The organism is Bacillus sp. RC251, from assembly GCF_044908765.1.
GTDB classification, from domain to species: Bacteria; Bacillota; Bacilli; order Bacillales; family Bacillaceae_G; genus Bacillus_A; species Bacillus_A wiedmannii.
In genome coordinates, this window is record NZ_JBIYDP010000001.1 from 1349483 (window position 1) to 1366865 (window position 17383).

A 17383-nucleotide genomic window follows, 5' to 3' on the forward strand; every position below is an offset into this window, starting at 1 on the left:
TCGTTATGTTGATGCGAATTGCTAAATGGTGTGGGGTTACTTGTTTACAACTAGTAGCTGCAATTTTATGTATAATCTGTCTAGGCGCGCTACCGCGTTTATTTAAGGGATTGCAAATTGATTTAATCGGTTTTTGGAACACAGTTGTATTTCTTGGAGGGAAGTTACTACAACCAGGTGAAATAACATATGGATTTCGAGACTCAAGAAAATTATTTCCGCAAATATGGATTCATTATTTTGAAACGATGATTGTATTTCTATCAGCGTTTTTACTATCTTTGCTTATAGCGTATGTACTTGTCGTTTGGGTATTGCAACGTTCTTATATGAAACAGAAAATGTGGAACGGGATTTTTCTTACGCTTGAGAGTATACCAGATATATTACTTATTTTATTATCACAACTTCTTGTCGTAATTCTTTTTCAAAAAACAGGATTTATGCCGGTCAAACTAGCTGGATTAGGGGAAGAAAGGATACGTTTGTTACCGATTATATGTCTTACCATACCAACAACATTATTGTTTATTAAACTGTTGTTATTACGATTTAAAGAAGAATTAGAGAAAGAATATAGTTTATTTGCTAAGAGTAAGGGGCTAAGCTTACGGCATATTTTGACACATCATATTTCAAGAAATGTTTTATTGACGACAATTTATTATGCGAAAACAAATATTTTATTTATGCTTTCAAATTTATATATTATCGAATGGATTTTCAATACATATGGAATGTTTGTTTTTGTAAAAGAAAATTCGAAATTAGAAATATTTACAGTGAGTCTAGTAATATTATACGTACCGCTTTTTATACTATTTCGTATATTACATACACTCTTGCAAAATGTGATAAAGGAGCGTGTGTAATATGTGGCAAGTTGTAAAAAGAGATGTGAGATTTTGGATAGGTATTACTTTTTTAAGTGTACTAATGATTGTTAGTATTGGATATACGGTGTTTTTTGATGGGAATATTCGCGAGCTTACGATGATGTATAACGAAAAAGGAGAACTAGAGGCAGCTCCATTTTCGCCATCAAGTAAATTTTGGTTTGGAAGTGATGTGAAAGGCCGCGACCTTGTTCAATTAATAATAGAAGGCGCGAAATGGACAGTTGGAGCGAGTATAATTATAGCGATTTTACGAGTTATAGTTGGAGGGGGAGTTGGTTTACTTCTTGGTATGTATGGTAAACGTTCTTTTCCAGTTATTTCATCATTTTTTGATCCTTTTAGTATTGTACCAATGGTCATGATTTCTTATTTTATGTTAAATGAAGTTTTAACGTTTGACAGTGGAGCGGAAGTTGTGCCGTTGTATTTGCGGGTGGCATTTCAAATTATAGTTCTTGTATTTCTTGCTGTACCAACAGTTATGCTATATGTAGCGCAAGAAGTAAAACGTATTAAGAAAGAGGAATTTATGTTGGCAGCTGCTGTTCTCGGCGGGAGTAAATGGCAGAGGTTGAAGCGCCATATATGGCCGCATATGTTACCACCATTTCTTTTATTAGTAGCCCAACAATTTGTGAGTACTTTATTGCTTCTTTTACACCTTGGTTTGTTGCAATTATTTTTTGGTGGAACAATAACCTTCAGTGGAATGGATCCAGATAGTGTAACAAAAGAATGGACGGGCCTAATTGGTCAAAACTTCCGCCATTTAACTACACATACGTGGATTGTACTTATACCAATTACTTTTTATAGTATGACAATTTTAGGGGGAAATCTAGTTAGTAATAGTATGCAAGATGCGATTAAACTAGGAAATGTAAAAATACCTAAGAGCAAGGATAAAGAGGTAAAGGAAGAGAAGCGAGTACAAACTAATATGAATGATTTTTCCTTTTATAGAGAGATACAAAAATAAAAAAGATAGCTGAAGACAAATTGTTTTCAGCTATCTTTTTGTTTAAAGTGGTGGTAAATCAATCTTACCTTCTTCAAATAATTCTTTTATCATATGCTTCGTATAACCAGCGGCTTGACCAAAGGTGATTTTTGCTGGCATTGGTGCTTCATTTACATCTACAACTACATCAATAATACACGGACTATTTTGTTTTACCGCACTTTCGAAAGCAGGAAGTAGTTCATCTAAATTCTCAACACGGTATCCAATACCTCCGCACGCCTCTGCGTATTTTGCAAAATCAGGGTTTGTTAAGTCTGTACCAAATTCGATATTCCCCATAACTTCTTGTTCGAATTTAATCATGGCGATTTTATTATTGTTTAAAACGACGACAACGATGGGTAGTTTATATTTAACAGCTGTTACGAAATCGTTCATTGTCATTCCAAAACCACCGTCACCACAAACCGCAAATACTTGTTTATCCGGGAAAGCAATTTTTCCAGCAAGTGCACCAGGTAAACCGCAGCCAAGTGTTGCGAGCCAGCTAGAAATAATAAATTGCTGATTTGTCATACGAAAGTGCCTTGCTGTCCATACTGTTACATTTCCGACATCGACTGATAATATTGCATCATCATGAGCTACTTGTTGCAGTGCATGCATAACGCGTTGTGGTTTAATTGGAGTAGAAGAATCTTCTTCTTGATTGTGTAATTTTTCTTCCCACTTTTTCATCATTTCTTGGTGATGCTCTAAGAAGGAATGGTCCTCGTGTTTTTCTACATTTTCAATTAACCATTTTAATGTTTTATCAGCATCACCAGCTAAGCCAATATCTGTTACGTAACGTTTTCCTATTTGGGCAGGATCAGTATCGATATGAATTGTTTTTGCTTTTTCGGGCAAGAAACCTGTGAACGGATAGGATGTACCAATCATAATTAAAGTATCCGCATGTTTCATTGCTTCATAAGAAGGTTTCGTTCCAATTAATCCTAATCCACCGATACAAAGTGGATGTTCATCAGGAATAATTCCTTTAGCTGGCAATGTAAGTACGATTGGAGCACCAATATGTTCTGCGAAAGTAAGTAAAGATTCTCTCGCATGTTTCGCACCCTTTCCAGCTAAAATAACAGGCTTTTTCGCTTCATTTATTGCGAGTTTAGCAGCATGTAAATCTTCTTCTTGCGGAAATAATTCAGGTAATGTAAAAGAAGTATTTGTAACACGAGCACCACTTTTTACTTCGAATTTCGGAACATCATCTGGAATCGTAAGAACAGATACACCTTTTTTCGTATAAGCCATTCGAATCGCTTGATTCACGACAGTAGGCAACTGTTCTGCTGACATAATGCGCTGGTTATATACCGCAACATCATCGAATAATCTTTCTAAGTTTACTTCTTGGAAAAAATCCGTCCCGAGTAAATCTGTTTCTACTTGACCTGAAATTGCTAGAACAGGGGCTTTATCGAGTTTAGCATCATATAAACCATTTAATAAATGAATAGCACCGGGCCCTGCGATTGCCATACAAACGCCGAGTTTCCCTGTTAATTTCGCATAGGCAGCTGCTGCAAGTGCACCAGCTTCTTCATGGCGCACTTGAATAAATTTGATCTTATCTTGTTTTTTTCGTAAAGCTTCAATTATAGAATTGATGGAATCTCCAGGCATTCCGTATATATGTTCTACTCCCCAGTCAATTAAAAGGTCAACTAGAGCTTCACCGGCTGTTTTCCCAAACATAATTTTTCCTCCTTATAATTAGGTAGATACTATTATGTTTTGGAGAAAAAGGAAAAATATACAAATGATTATATTATTATCTTTAATGATGACCAGCGAATAGCGTAAATACTGCTATTAGTAAAAAACCACTAGTTGCCCATGTTAAAAATGAAAGGAAAGAGAGCTGTTTCTTTGCTTTCCAAAGCATTTCATGAATTGTAACATAGCCAAGGGAACCGATAGCACTTCCCATAATGAGCCCTTGTAGATGAAGAGCTTTTCCTTCCATCAAAATGCCAAAAACAGTACCGGTACCGAGAATAAGTGAAAGTAATAAAGTTGTTAGTAAAAATGAAATATATTTATGCTTTGTAAAGAGAAAGGGGATAATTAAAGCTAATCCTTCAGGAATATGGTGAACAACGATTGCTATTAAAAAAGGAACTGCAGATTCAGCATGATTAATAAAAGCTGTACCTAAAGCAAATCCACTTGGCAAATTATGAATAAATATAGCAAAAGAAAGAAAAAGGAAAGTTTGCCACGCTTGTTGATCTTTTTTATGTATCATTGGATGGTGACAATAGTTATCTAATAAGCTCATAACTAAAATACCGATAGCTATACCAAGTATAGGCCCAATTATTTCATAGCTTGCAAATGTTTCAGGAATAATTTCAAGGGATAAAAGGCCAAGCAAAATTCCGCCACATAATGCATATAAACGATGCATTTTTTCTTCAATTAGTTGGCGCGTAGCAATGCCGACAGCACCGCCTAATAGTAATCCACCGAATGAAAAAAATGTAACTATCATAGGAATCCATAATCGTTCCATCGTATCACACTCCGATTCTTCCACTTATTTTTAGCTTACGAAAAGGAAAGTTAGATTAGTCCAAGTAATTGTGTTTGATTATAGAGAAAAAACTAATAATTCGTTATAATTTATATATTAAACTTAAGTGGAAATATGAAATGGGGAATACGTTTGCAAACAAAATGGAGTCTATCTGAATACGAAAATCCAAAACGATATGATATAGAAAATAAAAGTCTGTCAGATTTTCCGTTCTTACTATCATGGGCACAAAAACTAAATATACAAAATGAATGGATTCTAGATATTGCCTGCGGAACAGGAAGGGTTACAATTCCATTTATAGAAAACGGATATCAAATGATTGGTGTAGATATACATGAAGGTATGCTTGCTGAAGCAAAGACAAAAACTACGGATTGTAAGAAGGTAAAATGGTTACAACAAGACTGTTTACAATTAAGCATGAATGAAACAATTCCGTTAGCATTTATGGTGGGGCACGGATTCCAGCATTTCCTTACGAATACAGATCAAGATCAGTTATTAACATCTATTCATGACGTATTAGCTGACAATGGTATATTTATATTCGATACACGTTTTCCTTCAAAAGAAGAATTAATACAGCCCTCTACAGAAGAATATTGGACAACTATTAGTGATGAAAAGGGAAGAAAATGTGATTTATATACTGAAATGACATACGATTCAATTCAGCAAATACAGCACTACATAACAACAAGAAGGTTTTATGAGGGGGATACTCTAGTAGAGGAAATAAAAACAGCGATAGATCTTCGCTATACGTATCCACAGGAGTTAGAAAGATTATTAGTAGTGAATGGTTTTGAATTATTACATATATATAATGATTGGGAAGGAAATGAGTTAGGGGAAGACTGCTATTCTATGGTAGTAGTTTGTCGGAAGAAAAAATAGTGTTATTTTTAAAATATGAGTGTGAAAAGCTTTTAAGGAGAGAAAAAGATGACTTGGTACTTAGATAATGTTTATGAAATAAATAAAGAAGCGCCCTATACATTCTATCTTCCTAGCTCAGAAGTTTTGGAGAAATTAAAGGTTGGAGATTTGGTAAAGTTAATTTTTGTAACTAAAATCGAAGACGAAGATGGGTTTCATGGTGAACGAATGTGGGTGGAAATCACTGAAAGAAATGAGAAAAAGTTTGTAGGGGAACTGATCAATGATCCATATCGTTTAGATTTAAAAATAGGTGATAAAATTTCATTTGGAATTGAAAATATATGTGATACGGAATATAATGATCCAGCTTCAAAAGATTGGGACTTTTATTTTGATACGAAGGTAATTGTTAGTGATGATGTACTTGAAAAAAGAGAATTTAACTTTATGCTTAAAGAGGATTCAAGAGAAGAAGGTGACTCTGGTTGGTCAATATTGAGTGGTTATGAAAGTGATGACTATGTCAATAATCCTAAAAACTTTCAAATTATTTCAATTGGAGTCATTTTGAATATAGATGATTCTATTTTACACTTTATTGAGGAACCAGCTTTATGTGCATATGAAAGAAATGATGAAGGTAGATTCTATAAAATTGAAGACTATGATTGGGATGCTTATTTAAATGGATAGATGAAGTTACTATGTTCTAAAGAAAGCGATATATATTATTTCATGCTATGTGCTGGATGAAGGTTTTACAGATTATAATTGAAGAGAATAGTAGTAAATGGAGGAGCTAATTATGCAGCAAATTAAAAAAATAGGAAACTCATTTTGGTATATGACACCTGTTTCTGAAACAGATAGACCTATATTAGGAATGGTCGTTGGACAAGAAAAAACTTTAATGATTGATGCAGGGAATTCAAAAGAACATGCACAATTATTTTTAGAAATGCTAAAAGAACAGAATGGATCAAGTCCTGATTTCGTAGCATTAACGCATTGGCACTGGGATCATATTTTTGGATTGCCTGTATTACAAGATGCATTAACTATTGCGCATGCAGAAACGAAGAAAGAAATGCAGCCACTAGTATCTTATGAATGGACAGATGAAGCGTTGGACGCACGCGTAAAAGAGGGTACTGAAATTGCATTTTGTGCGGATTGCATCAAAAAAGAGTTTGAAGAAAAAGAGAGGAATATTAACATTATTCCTCCAACCTTAACGTTCCAGGATCAAATTGAATTAGATCTTGGTGAAGTGACATGCGTGTTAAAACATGTCGGCGGAGATCATGCACATGATTCAGTTGTTATTTACGTGAAAGAGGAAAAGATATTATTTTTAGGAGACTGTATATATGCAGATATCTTTTCTTCAAAGTGGAACTATACGACGCAACGAACGTTTAAATTAATAGAAGAGTTGGAGTCGTTTGATGCTGAAACATATATTCTTTCTCATGGGACAGCTATAAGTCGGGATGAATTTTTACAAGAGCTGTATTTGCTAAAAACAGTAGGAACATATACAGAAGCTCATAAAGGCGATGAAGAGAATATAAAGGAAGCGTATAAACGAGACGTAAATAGAGAATTAAATGAAGATGAAATAGAAACAATAACGTTTTTTGTAAATGGTTATGAAATGAATAAACTGTAAAACACAACATTAATCAAATATAATTAAATTGCACAAAAAGAGTATTGAAATGTAATTCAATACTCTTTTTAATAGTTAAATATGTAGTTTTAACCAAATTCTAAATATGGGAGTTCATCGTCTGAAGCGATGTCATTCTATCTATTTTTCGTATAGATAGAGGTTCAAGTAGAGGCTTTCTTTGCTAATTCAGTTATATAGTTAAAAAATCCATTGTGGTTTACATCATATACTACATTTACAGGTCGTCCATCAACAGTTTCCATTGTACGCCCCTGGCTAGGTCCATTTGTATGAACAATACTATTAATTGTTTGTAATTTTGCAAGATCAGATTTTCCTACAAACGCAGCAGTTAATACATCCCACAAATAGTAAGTAGAGTTAGTTGAGAAATGAACGAGAGGAGGGACCATTGCATAGCATTGACCAAGAAAATCAATTCCAATATATTTTCTCTCTTTTGCCCAACGTTCACGTATGTCTATAGTTAATGGAACTTGGTTTGTACTTTCTAACGTTACTAAGACGATTTCAATTTTTGATTCCCATACACGTGCTACTGCCTCAGGATCCCAAAATGAATTCCACTCAGCTGTTCCATCATGTTCTGGTTCATGTACATTGCCGGCAGTACGAAATGTGCCTCCCATCCAAATAAGACGTTCAATTTTTTCTTTGATTACTGGTGCTTCATATAGTGCACGCGCTAAATCGGTAAGAGGACCCGTGAATAATAAAGTTGTTTTCTCTTCAGTTTGTAGTAAAGTTTCAATTAAATGATGATGTGCAGGTTTTTCTGCTACGGGTGTTACAACTTTTCCAGACTCATTTAAAATTGGTAAAGCATCTACATAAAATGCATGCATCCGCCAATCTTTTGGAAATGGATTTTTGGCACGGGAATTTGATGCGGCTACTTCAATCTTTCCTTTGCCGAAGCGATCAATAATTTTGCGACTTGCAGACATTGCTGGTTCTAAATAGCAATCTGCAGGGATAACTGAAACCCCTGTAAGTTTGACATTATCCATCTGAAGTAATAAAAATAGTGAAATTAAATCATCTATACCACCATCATGATTAAAGTACACTTTTTTCATCATTGTAATCTCCATCCTATATGATTTAGTTAGGAACTAAATATAAACTTCGGAAAAATCATCAATAATTTCCATCACTTCAATTTTTCCATTGATTAGTAACTCAGGAAGTTCATTACTGACGTTTCCTTTCCAATACTCTCTAGCTTGTTCAATTTTTTGAGAGAAAGGAATACCGTCTTCTTTCGGTAAAAGATTTCCGTTGCCTTCAAAACAATTTCCTATCACTCGTAGTTTAACAATCTGCAAAACTTCTCGATTATAGGAATCAAATAATGCTTTCCATTTCAAAGCATCTTCATAGCTCCTTGCAGCATATAAACAAGACAATCTTGACGGATAATCAGGATACTCTTGTAGCCTAACCATCTCCACAATTGTTTCTCTAACGGCTCTAATTGTTTGATCCATATAATCCATAATTACTGTAGCATTTTCATTCTTTATATGTAATTCTTCATTTGTATAATGTTCTTTTAAAATTTGGATTGCATCTTTACCGTTAGAATTTAAATGTTCTCTTTCAAAAAAGAAATGAAATAGGGTATTCTTTTGATTTTTATCGAAATGCATGATTTGTCCAATCTTCATTTTTTTCTTTGTTACGATGTGATATGCGCAAAACTCTTGTTCATACATAGTTATCCTCCTAGTAGTAATGTAATTCAATGTTACATTTAATAATTCAACATTGAAATATATAAAACCTTTATAAGTAAAAGTGCGAATTTGAGCAGAAAGGAAAGAAAATATGATAACGCTTTAAATTTGTTCACAAAATGTTCACTTACGAAGAGGTTTCCATAATCGATATAATGACAAAGACTTAAACAGAAAGGATGATAGAAATTGCCAACAACAAGAAAGGAAAACCTCCAGTTTGGTATGATGATGTGCCTTGGGATGGTTATTGTAATGACGTTTTATAATTTATTGATGAACGGAACAGGGGGACAAATTCATATTAAGGAGATCGCATTAGAACTAATAATTGGCTTCATTATTGCACTATTAATTGAAATATGTATCGTTGGACCTTGTGCGAAAAAACTTGTCTTCGCGTTACCATTTGATAAATCGAAAAAAGTAAATGTTATTATTGCGATGGCGACAGCTATGGTTATTGGAATGGTTTTCTTCATGTCGTTTTATGGTATGGCTATGATGTATTTGCATAATGGGTTACATGGTGAATCATTCGTTTCAATGTATTTCTCGATTTTTATTAAAAACTTCATTATGGCGTATCCATTACAATTAATTATTATGGGGCCGCTTGTGCGTTTCTTATTTGGAAAGTTTGTTTTGAAGAATAAACCTGTTAATATAGCGTAGTTATAATTATTAAAATATTATATAAAGATAAAAAAATAAAAAACACACCTCAAATATTTTGAGTTGTGTTTTTTATTATTCATTTGTAGCTATTTTCATACTGATGTGACATTTGTCCTTTTGCCTTTATAGGATTATAGCTTTTAATTAAGTCAGAAATAGAAGATTAGGAGATGATTTTTTGAAAGGCGTTGTATTTGCTATTTTAGCTGGCGTATTTATTACACTCCAAGGTACATTTAATGCAAAACTTAGTTCACATATCGGTATATGGTCAACGAGTATTATAACGCATTTAATTGGAGTCCTTATTGCAACAACTGTATTTTTGTTAAAGAAAGAAGAGAAAGTAGTCGCTTTAAAGGATGTGAAAAAAATATATTTAGTAGCTGGTGCACTTGGTGGGTTAATTATTTGTGCAGAAACAATAGCAATACATTCAATGGGAGTTACATTAACAGCTGGAACACTCATGGTTGCTCAATTATTAACAGCAACTCTAATTGAAATGAAGGGATTATTTCAAATAAAAAAGATACAGATGGAGAGATATCATATTGTGGGAACAATAGTAATGATTATAGGTATTGTTGTATTTAATATGTAAATGAAAGGAGGAAATGAAAATGGAGAATAGATCAGATTTAATTATCCATTATTTGAAAACTAATAAAATGCTTGAAATTTTTTCAGAGATAGATACAGCTTATTTTCAAGTAAATCATTTTGATAAAGGTAAGTTTATATGCAATATAGATGACGCAATGGATCGTTTATACTTTGTTGTTAAAGGTAAAGTAAAAGTTTATACGATTACACCAGAGGGGAAGAAACTGATCCTTCGTTTTATCAACCCATTGGCGGTTGTTGGCGATATTGAATTAATACAAAATAGCAAAGCGCATAATGTCGTTGAAGCTTGTTCAGATGTTATAGCCATCTCTATTTCTCATGCTGTAATTAGAAATAAGTTATTACATGATCCTATATTTATGAACTTCTTGCTTGAAAACATTGCAAACACATTAAAAATATCGACTCGCTTTACAGCACTTAATTTACTTTATCCAGTAGAAGTACGTGTAGCTAGTTATTTACTTTCTATTTCTACTGATAGTAACGGGAATATGTATAAAAAAGATTTGGATGCAACTTCGATATCAAGTATTGCGGATTTTATCGGAGTAAGTTATCGGCACGTAATCCGGGTGTTACAAAAATTTTATAAAGAAAAATTAATTGAAAAGAGAAATGGAGTTATTGTAATTAAAGACTTTTTTAAAATGAAGGAAGTTGCTAAAGATAATATTTATGAGTAATGAAAGGGAGAGGAAGATTTTGATTGGATTTAGTTTAGCTATATTAGCAGGAATATTAATTAGCTTACAATCTGTTTTTAATACGAAAGTGAATGAAAATGTAGGGCAGTGGTTAACAACTACGTGTGTTCTTGGAATAGGTCTTATAAGTTCAGTGCTATTTTATATCATTACAGAGAAAAGTATAAGCGTTAATTTTTACACTACAAATTATTTGTTTTATGTAAGTGGGTTGTTTGGTATCGGATTAATTATTTGTATAATGGGTGCAATAAAGAGCTTAGGTCCAGCATATACGGTGCTCATTAGTCTCATAACTCAATTAGTAGTTGCGTTATGTATTGATACATTTGGATTGTTTGGAATGGAGAGAATTCCATTACAAATAAATAAATTAGTTGGTATAGGTCTATTAATTATAGGGATAGGAATTTTTAAAAATCTTTTTTCGAATAAGAAATCTATTAAAATAACTGGGGGTGAGATTTAAAAAATATAAAGGAAAGGTGTTAATGATCTGATTAAATATTTATGCAGTAGAGAATGCCTTACTTATATGCCCTGTTTGTGAAAGTTTTATATCTATTCAATAAAAAAACATGAGTTAGCAATTAGCATAGTTGAAAAGAAGAGATCGATATGTCGAGGTCTTCTTTATTTATATTGTTTCGAGGTTATATGAACTTAAGTATAGGAGTATAAGAAGTTGCTTTAGGCAAGAAGAATATGACCAAAAATAAAATATTACTAAACATACGTAACTAATGCATGCAATGTCTTTTTCAGTTATTATGTTGTAAATCATTTTATGATAAAATTTTTTACATAATGAAATAAAGGGGTAGTATTCTATGGGTTATTTTTCAAATGGTTTATTAGTTTTGTTTGTTCTTATCGTCTGTAGCTGTATGATTTTTGGTTGATAATATAATGATAGATTTATATAAAAGAAGTTAACTGATGTGAGGTTAACTTCTTTTTATTTTATGTTGAGAAGGAGTTATTTTGTTCTTATGGAAGTTTGTTAAAGGTCATTTCATATTTGGTTGATTTTATGAAATACAAACAAGAGAATAAGGAGTATTCACATGAATAATAGTATAAATTACACAATGGAACACCCGACAGATTTCAATGGATTATTAGTCTTATATGAATCTTTAGGATGGAATTTTCTTCAATTAACGGTTAACGAGTTAGAACAAATGTGTAAACAAAGTTGGTATGCAATTTATGCTTTTGATGATAAGAAGTTAGTAGGGATGGGGCGTATTATATCAGATGGCGTAATAACAGGCATTATTTGTGGTATATGTGTATTGCAAGAGTATCAGTCCATTGGCATTGGAAAAGAAATAGTAGAACGATTAATCCAACACTGTGAACAAAATAAGGTTATTCCTCAACTTATGTGTGTGGAAAAATTGCAATCTTATTATGAATCTAAAGGGTTTGAGGCATTCTCTATTGGGATGACAAAACCTATTAAAAGATAGTGTGGTTTTATATTTTCGGTGTACTAGTACGTATTTTCAAACTTCATCATAAAGGAGACTGACTATATGGAGATTGCTAAAGGGGTAGAAATGTTACAACTTGAGTTTCAAGAATTTATCCCGCTTTAATGGGCAGTAAGACCCCCCTCAAAACTCAGCGAAAGCAAAGAATTTAGGTGGGGGATCAACTGCCAATAAAAGTCCGATTGGTTCAACTAATAATCAGTGGGGGATGAAGAAAACCCCACTGATTAAAGTTTCACTTTATTATTCACCCAATTCTTTTATGGGATGATGAAATGGCAGTGTTAATAGATACTGGTTTCCCTGGACAATGTGAAGATATACAAATAGAGATGGAGAGAGTTGGGGTATCTTTTGATAAGCTAAAAGTTGTGATTTTGACACATCAGGATATAGATCATATAGGTAGCCTTCCTGATTTATTGGAGAATGGTATAAGCGATATTAAAGTTTATGCGCACGAGCTAGATAAACCTTATATTGAAGGGGAGTTTCCTTTACTGAAGGATGGACAAGTAAAGAATCCACCAAAAGGAAAAGTGAGTGATACTGTGATTGATGGGCAAGAACTGCCGTATTGCGGTGGGATATTAATTCTACATACTCCAGGGCACACTCCTGGTCATATTAGTTTATATATGAAACAAAGTAAAACCCTTATTGCGGGTGACTCTATGTATAGTGTGAATGGAAAGTTAGGAGGAATTCACGCCCCAACAACTTTAAATGTTAAGGAAGCACAGCAGTCTTTGAAGAAGTATTCAAATCTAGATATTGAATCGGTAGTTTGTTATCATGGAGGATTAAGTAAGGAGAATATAAAGATTCAAATTCAAAATTTGTAAAAGTTGAAGAGGAACTTTTTGTTAAACTGTGCTGAAGCATAATCTAATTAATAGTAAATAAATAATAAAAGAACATGTTTGAAAAAAATTCAAACATGTTCTTTTATTCAAGAAAATCTATTTAATATTAATGACCTAACCCATTCCAATAAAAAGAAACGATTTCTTGGGCTAATTCATCTATATTTGTAAGAATAGGATTGTGATTTTCATCTTTAAAATTCCCAATTGATAATAAAGATACGAATGCATGAGCCGCAAATGTAGCGTTTCCTCTTGGGATTTCTCCAATTTGCATTGCATTATCGAGTGCTTTTTTTAATACTTCATACATGTTGTCTTCAGCGTCTTTTAATTCTGTCAATTGTTCTTCAGATAATGATAGTTTTGCATCTTTCATAAAATTCTTCATATCAATATCCATCGTTGCGTGTAAGTAGACTTTAGCGAAGTCTAACAATCTTTCTTCTAAATTTTTATTTGTAGAGAGTATTTGATGCATATTCTCTCGTATACGTATCATCATTTGAAGCATAGTAGCGGTAAATAAATCTGCTTTTGTTGAATAGTAATAGTAGACGGTTGCTTTCGTAACACCACAAACTTTTGCAACTTCATCCATGGAAACGACTTGATAATTTTGAGTAAGAAATAGTCGAGTTGCAACTTCCAAAATGGTTTCTTTTGTAGATTTTGTATTTTTATTTTGACGAGGCCTTCCGAGAGGACGTTGTTTTTGTTCCAAATCCATTCGCTCCTGACATGTATTGTTGAGATAATTATAACACAAAGTTTTATTCATTCTTGATTAATTAACCAACCAGTATATATAATTAATGTTAGAGGAAAAAAGGAAGGTGGGTTTTTATGAAAAAGCACCCGTTACATATGTTAGGGAGGCTTGTAGCAGGGAAGCATACACAGTGGATAACTTTATCGATTTGGATTCTTATTACATTATTACTTTCATTTACATTGCCACAAGTAAACAGTACGAAAGAACCGAATCCGAAAAATTTACCTGAAACAGCTATGTCGCAGCAAGCGGAAGCACTTATGAAAAAAGAGTTTCCGAATAATGCAGGGAATCCTTTGTTAGTAGTATGGTACAGAGATGGTGGATTACAGTCACAGGATTATAAACTCATACAAGACGTTTATAAGGAATTAAAGGCCAGTCCTTTAAAGGAACAATCAACGTTACCGCCATTTGATACAATTCCAGAACAAGTATTATCAAAAAGTGCATCAAAAGATGGTACATCATTTGTTACACCGGTATTTTTTAACAAGGCAGCTGGAACAGATATATTAAAAGGAAATCTTGATGATTTAAAAAACATAGTGAATAGTAAAATCGATGAAGATCCATTCAAACGAAAACTAAGTGACGCTGGTTTACACGTTCGATTATCTGGACCTGTAGGTATTCAAACGGATGCAGTTAGCTTATTTAGTCAAGCAGATGTGAAATTATTAATTGCTACTGTATTACTCGTATTAGTTTTATTAATTTTACTGTACCGTTCACCGATTTTAGCAATTTTACCCTTACTTGTTGTCGGCTTTGCATACGGTATTATTAGTCCTACACTCGGTTTTTTAGCTGATCAAGGATGGATTAAAGTAGATGCTCAGGCAATATCAATTATGACAGTATTATTGTTTGGTGCTGGAACGGACTATTGTTTATTTTTAATTTCGAGATATAGAGAGTACTTGCTAGAGGAAGAAAGTAAATATAAGGCGCTGCAACTTGCAATTAAAGCTTCTGGTGGAGCAATTATAATGAGTGCGCTTACTGTTGTACTTGGATTAGGAACATTGTTACTTGCTCATTATGGTGCCTTTCATCGATTTGCAGTACCATTTAGTGTTGCTGTATTCATAATGGGAATTGCTGCTTTAACAATTTTACCAGCATTATTATTAATTTTCGGTAGAGCTGCATTCTTCCCGTTTATACCGAGAACAACTTCGATGAATGAGGAGTTTGCAAGAAAGAAAAAGAAAGTCGTAAAAGTTAAAAAATCAAAAGGTGCCTTTAGTAAAAAGCTTGGAGATGTTGTAGTACGAAGACCGTGGACAATAATTATGCTCACTGTATTTGTATTAGGTGGATTGGCTTCATTTGTACCACGTATTCAATACACATATGACTTATTAGAATCGTTTCCAAAAGATATGCCTTCCCGCGAAGGGTTTACGTTAATTAGTGATCATTTCTCAGCTGGTGAATTAGCGCCAGTAAAAGTTGTTGTTGATACGAAAGGAAAAGAGCTTCCTATTAAAGAAGAACTAGAGAGATTTTCTTTTGTAAATACAGTAAAAGACCCAAAAGAGGGTAAAGAAAATAAGCAAATACAAATGTATGAGGTTTCTTTAGCTGAAAATCCATACTCAATTGAAGCGTTAGATCAAATCCCTAAATTGAAAAGTAGTGTAGAAAAAGTATTAAAAGATGCTGGGATTAGTAATGCAGAAGATCAACTATGGATTGGCGGAGAAACAGCATCATTATATGATACAAAGCAAATTACGGAACGTGATGAAGCAGTTATCATTCCAGTAATGATTAGTATTATAGCTTTATTATTACTTGTTTACTTACGATCAATTGTCGCGATGATTTATTTAATTGTAACTGTTGTAGTATCGTTCTTTTCGGCACTAGGAGCAGGGTGGCTATTACTTCATTATGGTATGGGAGCGCCGGCCATTCAAGGTGCGATACCGTTGTATGCATTCGTATTTCTGGTTGCTTTAGGTGAAGATTATAATATCTTTATGGTTTCAGAAATATGGAAAAACAGAAAGACACAAAATCACTTGGATGCTATAAAAAATGGCGTTATACAAACAGGTAGTGTCATTACATCCGCAGGTTTAATTTTAGCAGGAACTTTTGCAGTGTTAGGTACACTTCCAATTCAAGTTCTTGTTCAATTTGGTATTGTAACTGCAATTGGTGTACTACTAGATACATTTATTGTTAGACCATTACTTGTACCAGCAATTACAGTTGTTCTAGGTCGCTTTGCTTTTTGGCCAGGAAAGCTTTCAAGAAAGAGTGAAGAAGTACAAAAATTGGATGCATAGTTAAGAAAGCCAAGGATATTTTCCTTGGCCTTCTTCTATGTATTTTATTAATTTTTTGAAGTCAAATCATCAGTTACAGCATGATCAGCATCTTCAATAGAAGTTTCTGGCATTCCATATAAGCCGTTCATTGCTTGTTCTTCTACATTAAGGTTTACAGTATTATTATTTTGAATAGGTGTATTGTTTGCGATAGCATTATCTTTTTTATTTACATTTTTGTCATTCATGTTTGAATCCTCCAAACGTCAGTTGATTTATTAATAGTATGTGGTTGGATTTCAATAAATATGTGAATGAATTTTTGTAGATGTTATATAATTAAATAAAAACTTTAACTATTAGGAGTGAACAGGTTTGGTGAAAACAAGAAAGTTAGCCTTCTAAAATAAAAAAATTTTTAGGAGGCTATTACAATGAAGTTTTATATAATTGACAGAGAAAATTGGAATAGAGAGCAGTATTTTGAACATTATTTAAAATTGAAATGTACGTTTAGTATGACTGTGAATGTTGATATTACGAGGTTATTAAAGGAATTACATCAAAAAGGAATAAAATTTTATCCCGTTTTTATATATTTAATTTCTAGAGTAATAAATAATCATAAAGAATTTCGAACATGTTTTAACGATGAAGGAGTTTTAGGATATTGGGAGGAAATGATACCAAGTTATACAATCTTTCATAAAGATGATAAGTCTTTTTCAAGTATATGGACGGATTATTCTAGTGATTTTCACATTTTCTATAAAAACTATGAAGAGGATATGAGGTTGTATACTAATGTTCATGGTCTCTTCACGAAAGAAAACATTCCTCCCAATGTTTTTCCGATTTCTAGCATACCTTGGGCTAGTTTTACTGGATTTAATCTAAATATTAATAATGATGGTGATTTTCTATTACCGATTATAACTTGTGGGAAATATTTTAACGAAGAGAATAAGGTTATGCTACCAGTTTCATTGCAAGTACATCATTCGGTTTGTGATGGGTATCATGCGAGTCGATTCCTAGAGGATTTACAGCAACTAATTAGTAATTGTAACAAATGGCTTAAGTAATTTTTATTTTTTAATGAGAATAAGTTTTGATATTTAATAGATAAAGTAGAAAATAAAAAGAAGAGCATCTGTA

At 32.9% G+C, this 17383-nt stretch carries 19 protein-coding genes; 13 read left to right on the top strand and 6 right to left on the bottom strand.

The features are described 5' to 3' along the window. Positions 1-5: 5 nt before the first annotated feature. Together ABH961_RS06830 and ABH961_RS06835 are read left to right on the top strand one after the other, a co-directional pair. On the top strand, positions 6-872 hold the full coding sequence (locus ABH961_RS06830) for an ABC transporter permease subunit (protein ID WP_141519948.1): 867 nt from the start codon (positions 6-8) through the stop codon (positions 870-872). Position 873: 1 nt separating this feature from the next. Further along, positions 874-1878: an ABC transporter permease subunit gene (locus tag ABH961_RS06835; protein ID WP_098076255.1), complete on the top strand. Its 1005-nt coding sequence runs from the start codon at positions 874-876 to the stop codon at positions 1876-1878. A 42-nt stretch (positions 1879-1920) separates the two neighbouring features. Here the strand turns inward: ABH961_RS06835 and ABH961_RS06840 are convergent, their stop codons facing one another. Both ABH961_RS06840 and ABH961_RS06845 read right to left on the bottom strand, forming a co-directional pair. Beyond that, positions 1921-3621, bottom strand: coding sequence for a pyruvate oxidase (locus tag ABH961_RS06840; RefSeq protein ID WP_098076253.1), 1701 nt, complete (start codon positions 3619-3621; stop codon positions 1921-1923). 82 nt (positions 3622-3703) lie between these two features. After that, a complete protein-coding gene (locus tag ABH961_RS06845; protein ID WP_060488710.1) occupies positions 3704-4441 on the bottom strand; it encodes a ZIP family metal transporter in 738 nt (245 codons plus the stop codon). Positions 4442-4576: 135 nt separating this feature from the next. Between ABH961_RS06845 and ABH961_RS06850 the strand changes: the two genes are divergently transcribed. The 3 genes from ABH961_RS06850 (at position 4577) to ABH961_RS06860 (ending at position 7022) form a co-directional block, all read left to right on the top strand. Then, positions 4577-5365: a class I SAM-dependent methyltransferase gene (locus tag ABH961_RS06850; RefSeq protein ID WP_098076251.1), complete on the top strand. Its 789-nt coding sequence runs from the start codon at positions 4577-4579 to the stop codon at positions 5363-5365. 48 nt (positions 5366-5413) lie between these two features. After that, entirely contained in the window at positions 5414-6043 is a 630-nt protein-coding gene (locus tag ABH961_RS06855; RefSeq protein WP_048546715.1) for an immunity protein Imm33 domain-containing protein, read from the top strand. Positions 6044-6155: 112 nt separating this feature from the next. After that, positions 6156-7022: an MBL fold metallo-hydrolase gene (locus tag ABH961_RS06860; RefSeq protein ID WP_048546717.1), complete on the top strand. Its 867-nt coding sequence runs from the start codon at positions 6156-6158 to the stop codon at positions 7020-7022. Between the two features lie 164 nt (positions 7023-7186). On the opposite strand, the gene ABH961_RS06865 is transcribed toward ABH961_RS06860, so the two are convergent. Then, the gene (locus ABH961_RS06865) at positions 7187-8128 is read right to left on the bottom strand and encodes a nucleoside hydrolase (RefSeq protein ID WP_141519947.1); all 942 of its coding nucleotides are present in this window, start codon (positions 8126-8128) and stop codon (positions 7187-7189) included. A 33-nt stretch (positions 8129-8161) separates the two neighbouring features. Further along, a complete protein-coding gene (locus tag ABH961_RS06870; RefSeq protein ID WP_098049368.1) occupies positions 8162-8764 on the bottom strand; it encodes a DUF2441 domain-containing protein in 603 nt (200 codons plus the stop codon). A 210-nt stretch (positions 8765-8974) separates the two neighbouring features. Here ABH961_RS06870 and ABH961_RS06875 point away from each other — a divergent pair, with 210 nt between their 5' ends. The 6 genes from ABH961_RS06875 (at position 8975) to ABH961_RS06900 (ending at position 13144) form a co-directional block, all read left to right on the top strand. Continuing rightward, on the top strand, positions 8975-9460 hold the full coding sequence (locus tag ABH961_RS06875; protein ID WP_048546722.1) for a DUF2798 domain-containing protein: 486 nt from the start codon (positions 8975-8977) through the stop codon (positions 9458-9460). A gap of 181 nt (positions 9461-9641) precedes the next feature. Continuing rightward, complete coding sequence (locus tag ABH961_RS06880; protein ID WP_000679406.1) at positions 9642-10067, top strand: DMT family transporter; 426 nt, start codon at positions 9642-9644, stop codon at positions 10065-10067. Between the two features lie 19 nt (positions 10068-10086). Then, positions 10087-10779 (top strand): Crp/Fnr family transcriptional regulator, encoded by a 693-nt coding sequence (locus ABH961_RS06885; RefSeq protein WP_141503388.1) that lies wholly within the window; start codon positions 10087-10089, stop codon positions 10777-10779. A gap of 19 nt (positions 10780-10798) precedes the next feature. Next, entirely contained in the window at positions 10799-11269 is a 471-nt protein-coding gene (locus tag ABH961_RS06890) for a DMT family transporter (protein WP_098642328.1), read from the top strand. 598 nt (positions 11270-11867) lie between these two features. Continuing rightward, complete coding sequence (locus ABH961_RS06895) at positions 11868-12275, top strand: GNAT family N-acetyltransferase (RefSeq protein ID WP_098642320.1); 408 nt, start codon at positions 11868-11870, stop codon at positions 12273-12275. A gap of 266 nt (positions 12276-12541) precedes the next feature. After that, positions 12542-13144 (top strand): MBL fold metallo-hydrolase, encoded by a 603-nt coding sequence (locus ABH961_RS06900; protein WP_098642319.1) that lies wholly within the window; start codon positions 12542-12544, stop codon positions 13142-13144. Positions 13145-13271: 127 nt separating this feature from the next. Here ABH961_RS06900 and ABH961_RS06905 read toward each other — a convergent pair whose 3' ends face one another. After that, positions 13272-13889, bottom strand: a complete 618-nt coding sequence (locus ABH961_RS06905; protein WP_142330269.1) for a TetR/AcrR family transcriptional regulator — start codon at positions 13887-13889, stop codon at positions 13272-13274. 122 nt (positions 13890-14011) lie between these two features. Between ABH961_RS06905 and ABH961_RS06910 the strand changes: the two genes are divergently transcribed. Then, a complete protein-coding gene (locus tag ABH961_RS06910; protein WP_404519089.1) occupies positions 14012-16243 on the top strand; it encodes an MMPL family transporter in 2232 nt (743 codons plus the stop codon). A gap of 47 nt (positions 16244-16290) precedes the next feature. On the opposite strand, the gene ABH961_RS06915 is transcribed toward ABH961_RS06910, so the two are convergent. After that, positions 16291-16473, bottom strand: a complete 183-nt coding sequence (locus tag ABH961_RS06915; protein ID WP_048546755.1) for a DUF4021 domain-containing protein — start codon at positions 16471-16473, stop codon at positions 16291-16293. Positions 16474-16659: 186 nt separating this feature from the next. Here ABH961_RS06915 and catA point away from each other — a divergent pair, with 186 nt between their 5' ends. Then, complete coding sequence (catA, locus tag ABH961_RS06920; protein ID WP_098068852.1) at positions 16660-17310, top strand: type A chloramphenicol O-acetyltransferase; 651 nt, start codon at positions 16660-16662, stop codon at positions 17308-17310. Positions 17311-17383 lie beyond the last annotated feature (73 nt).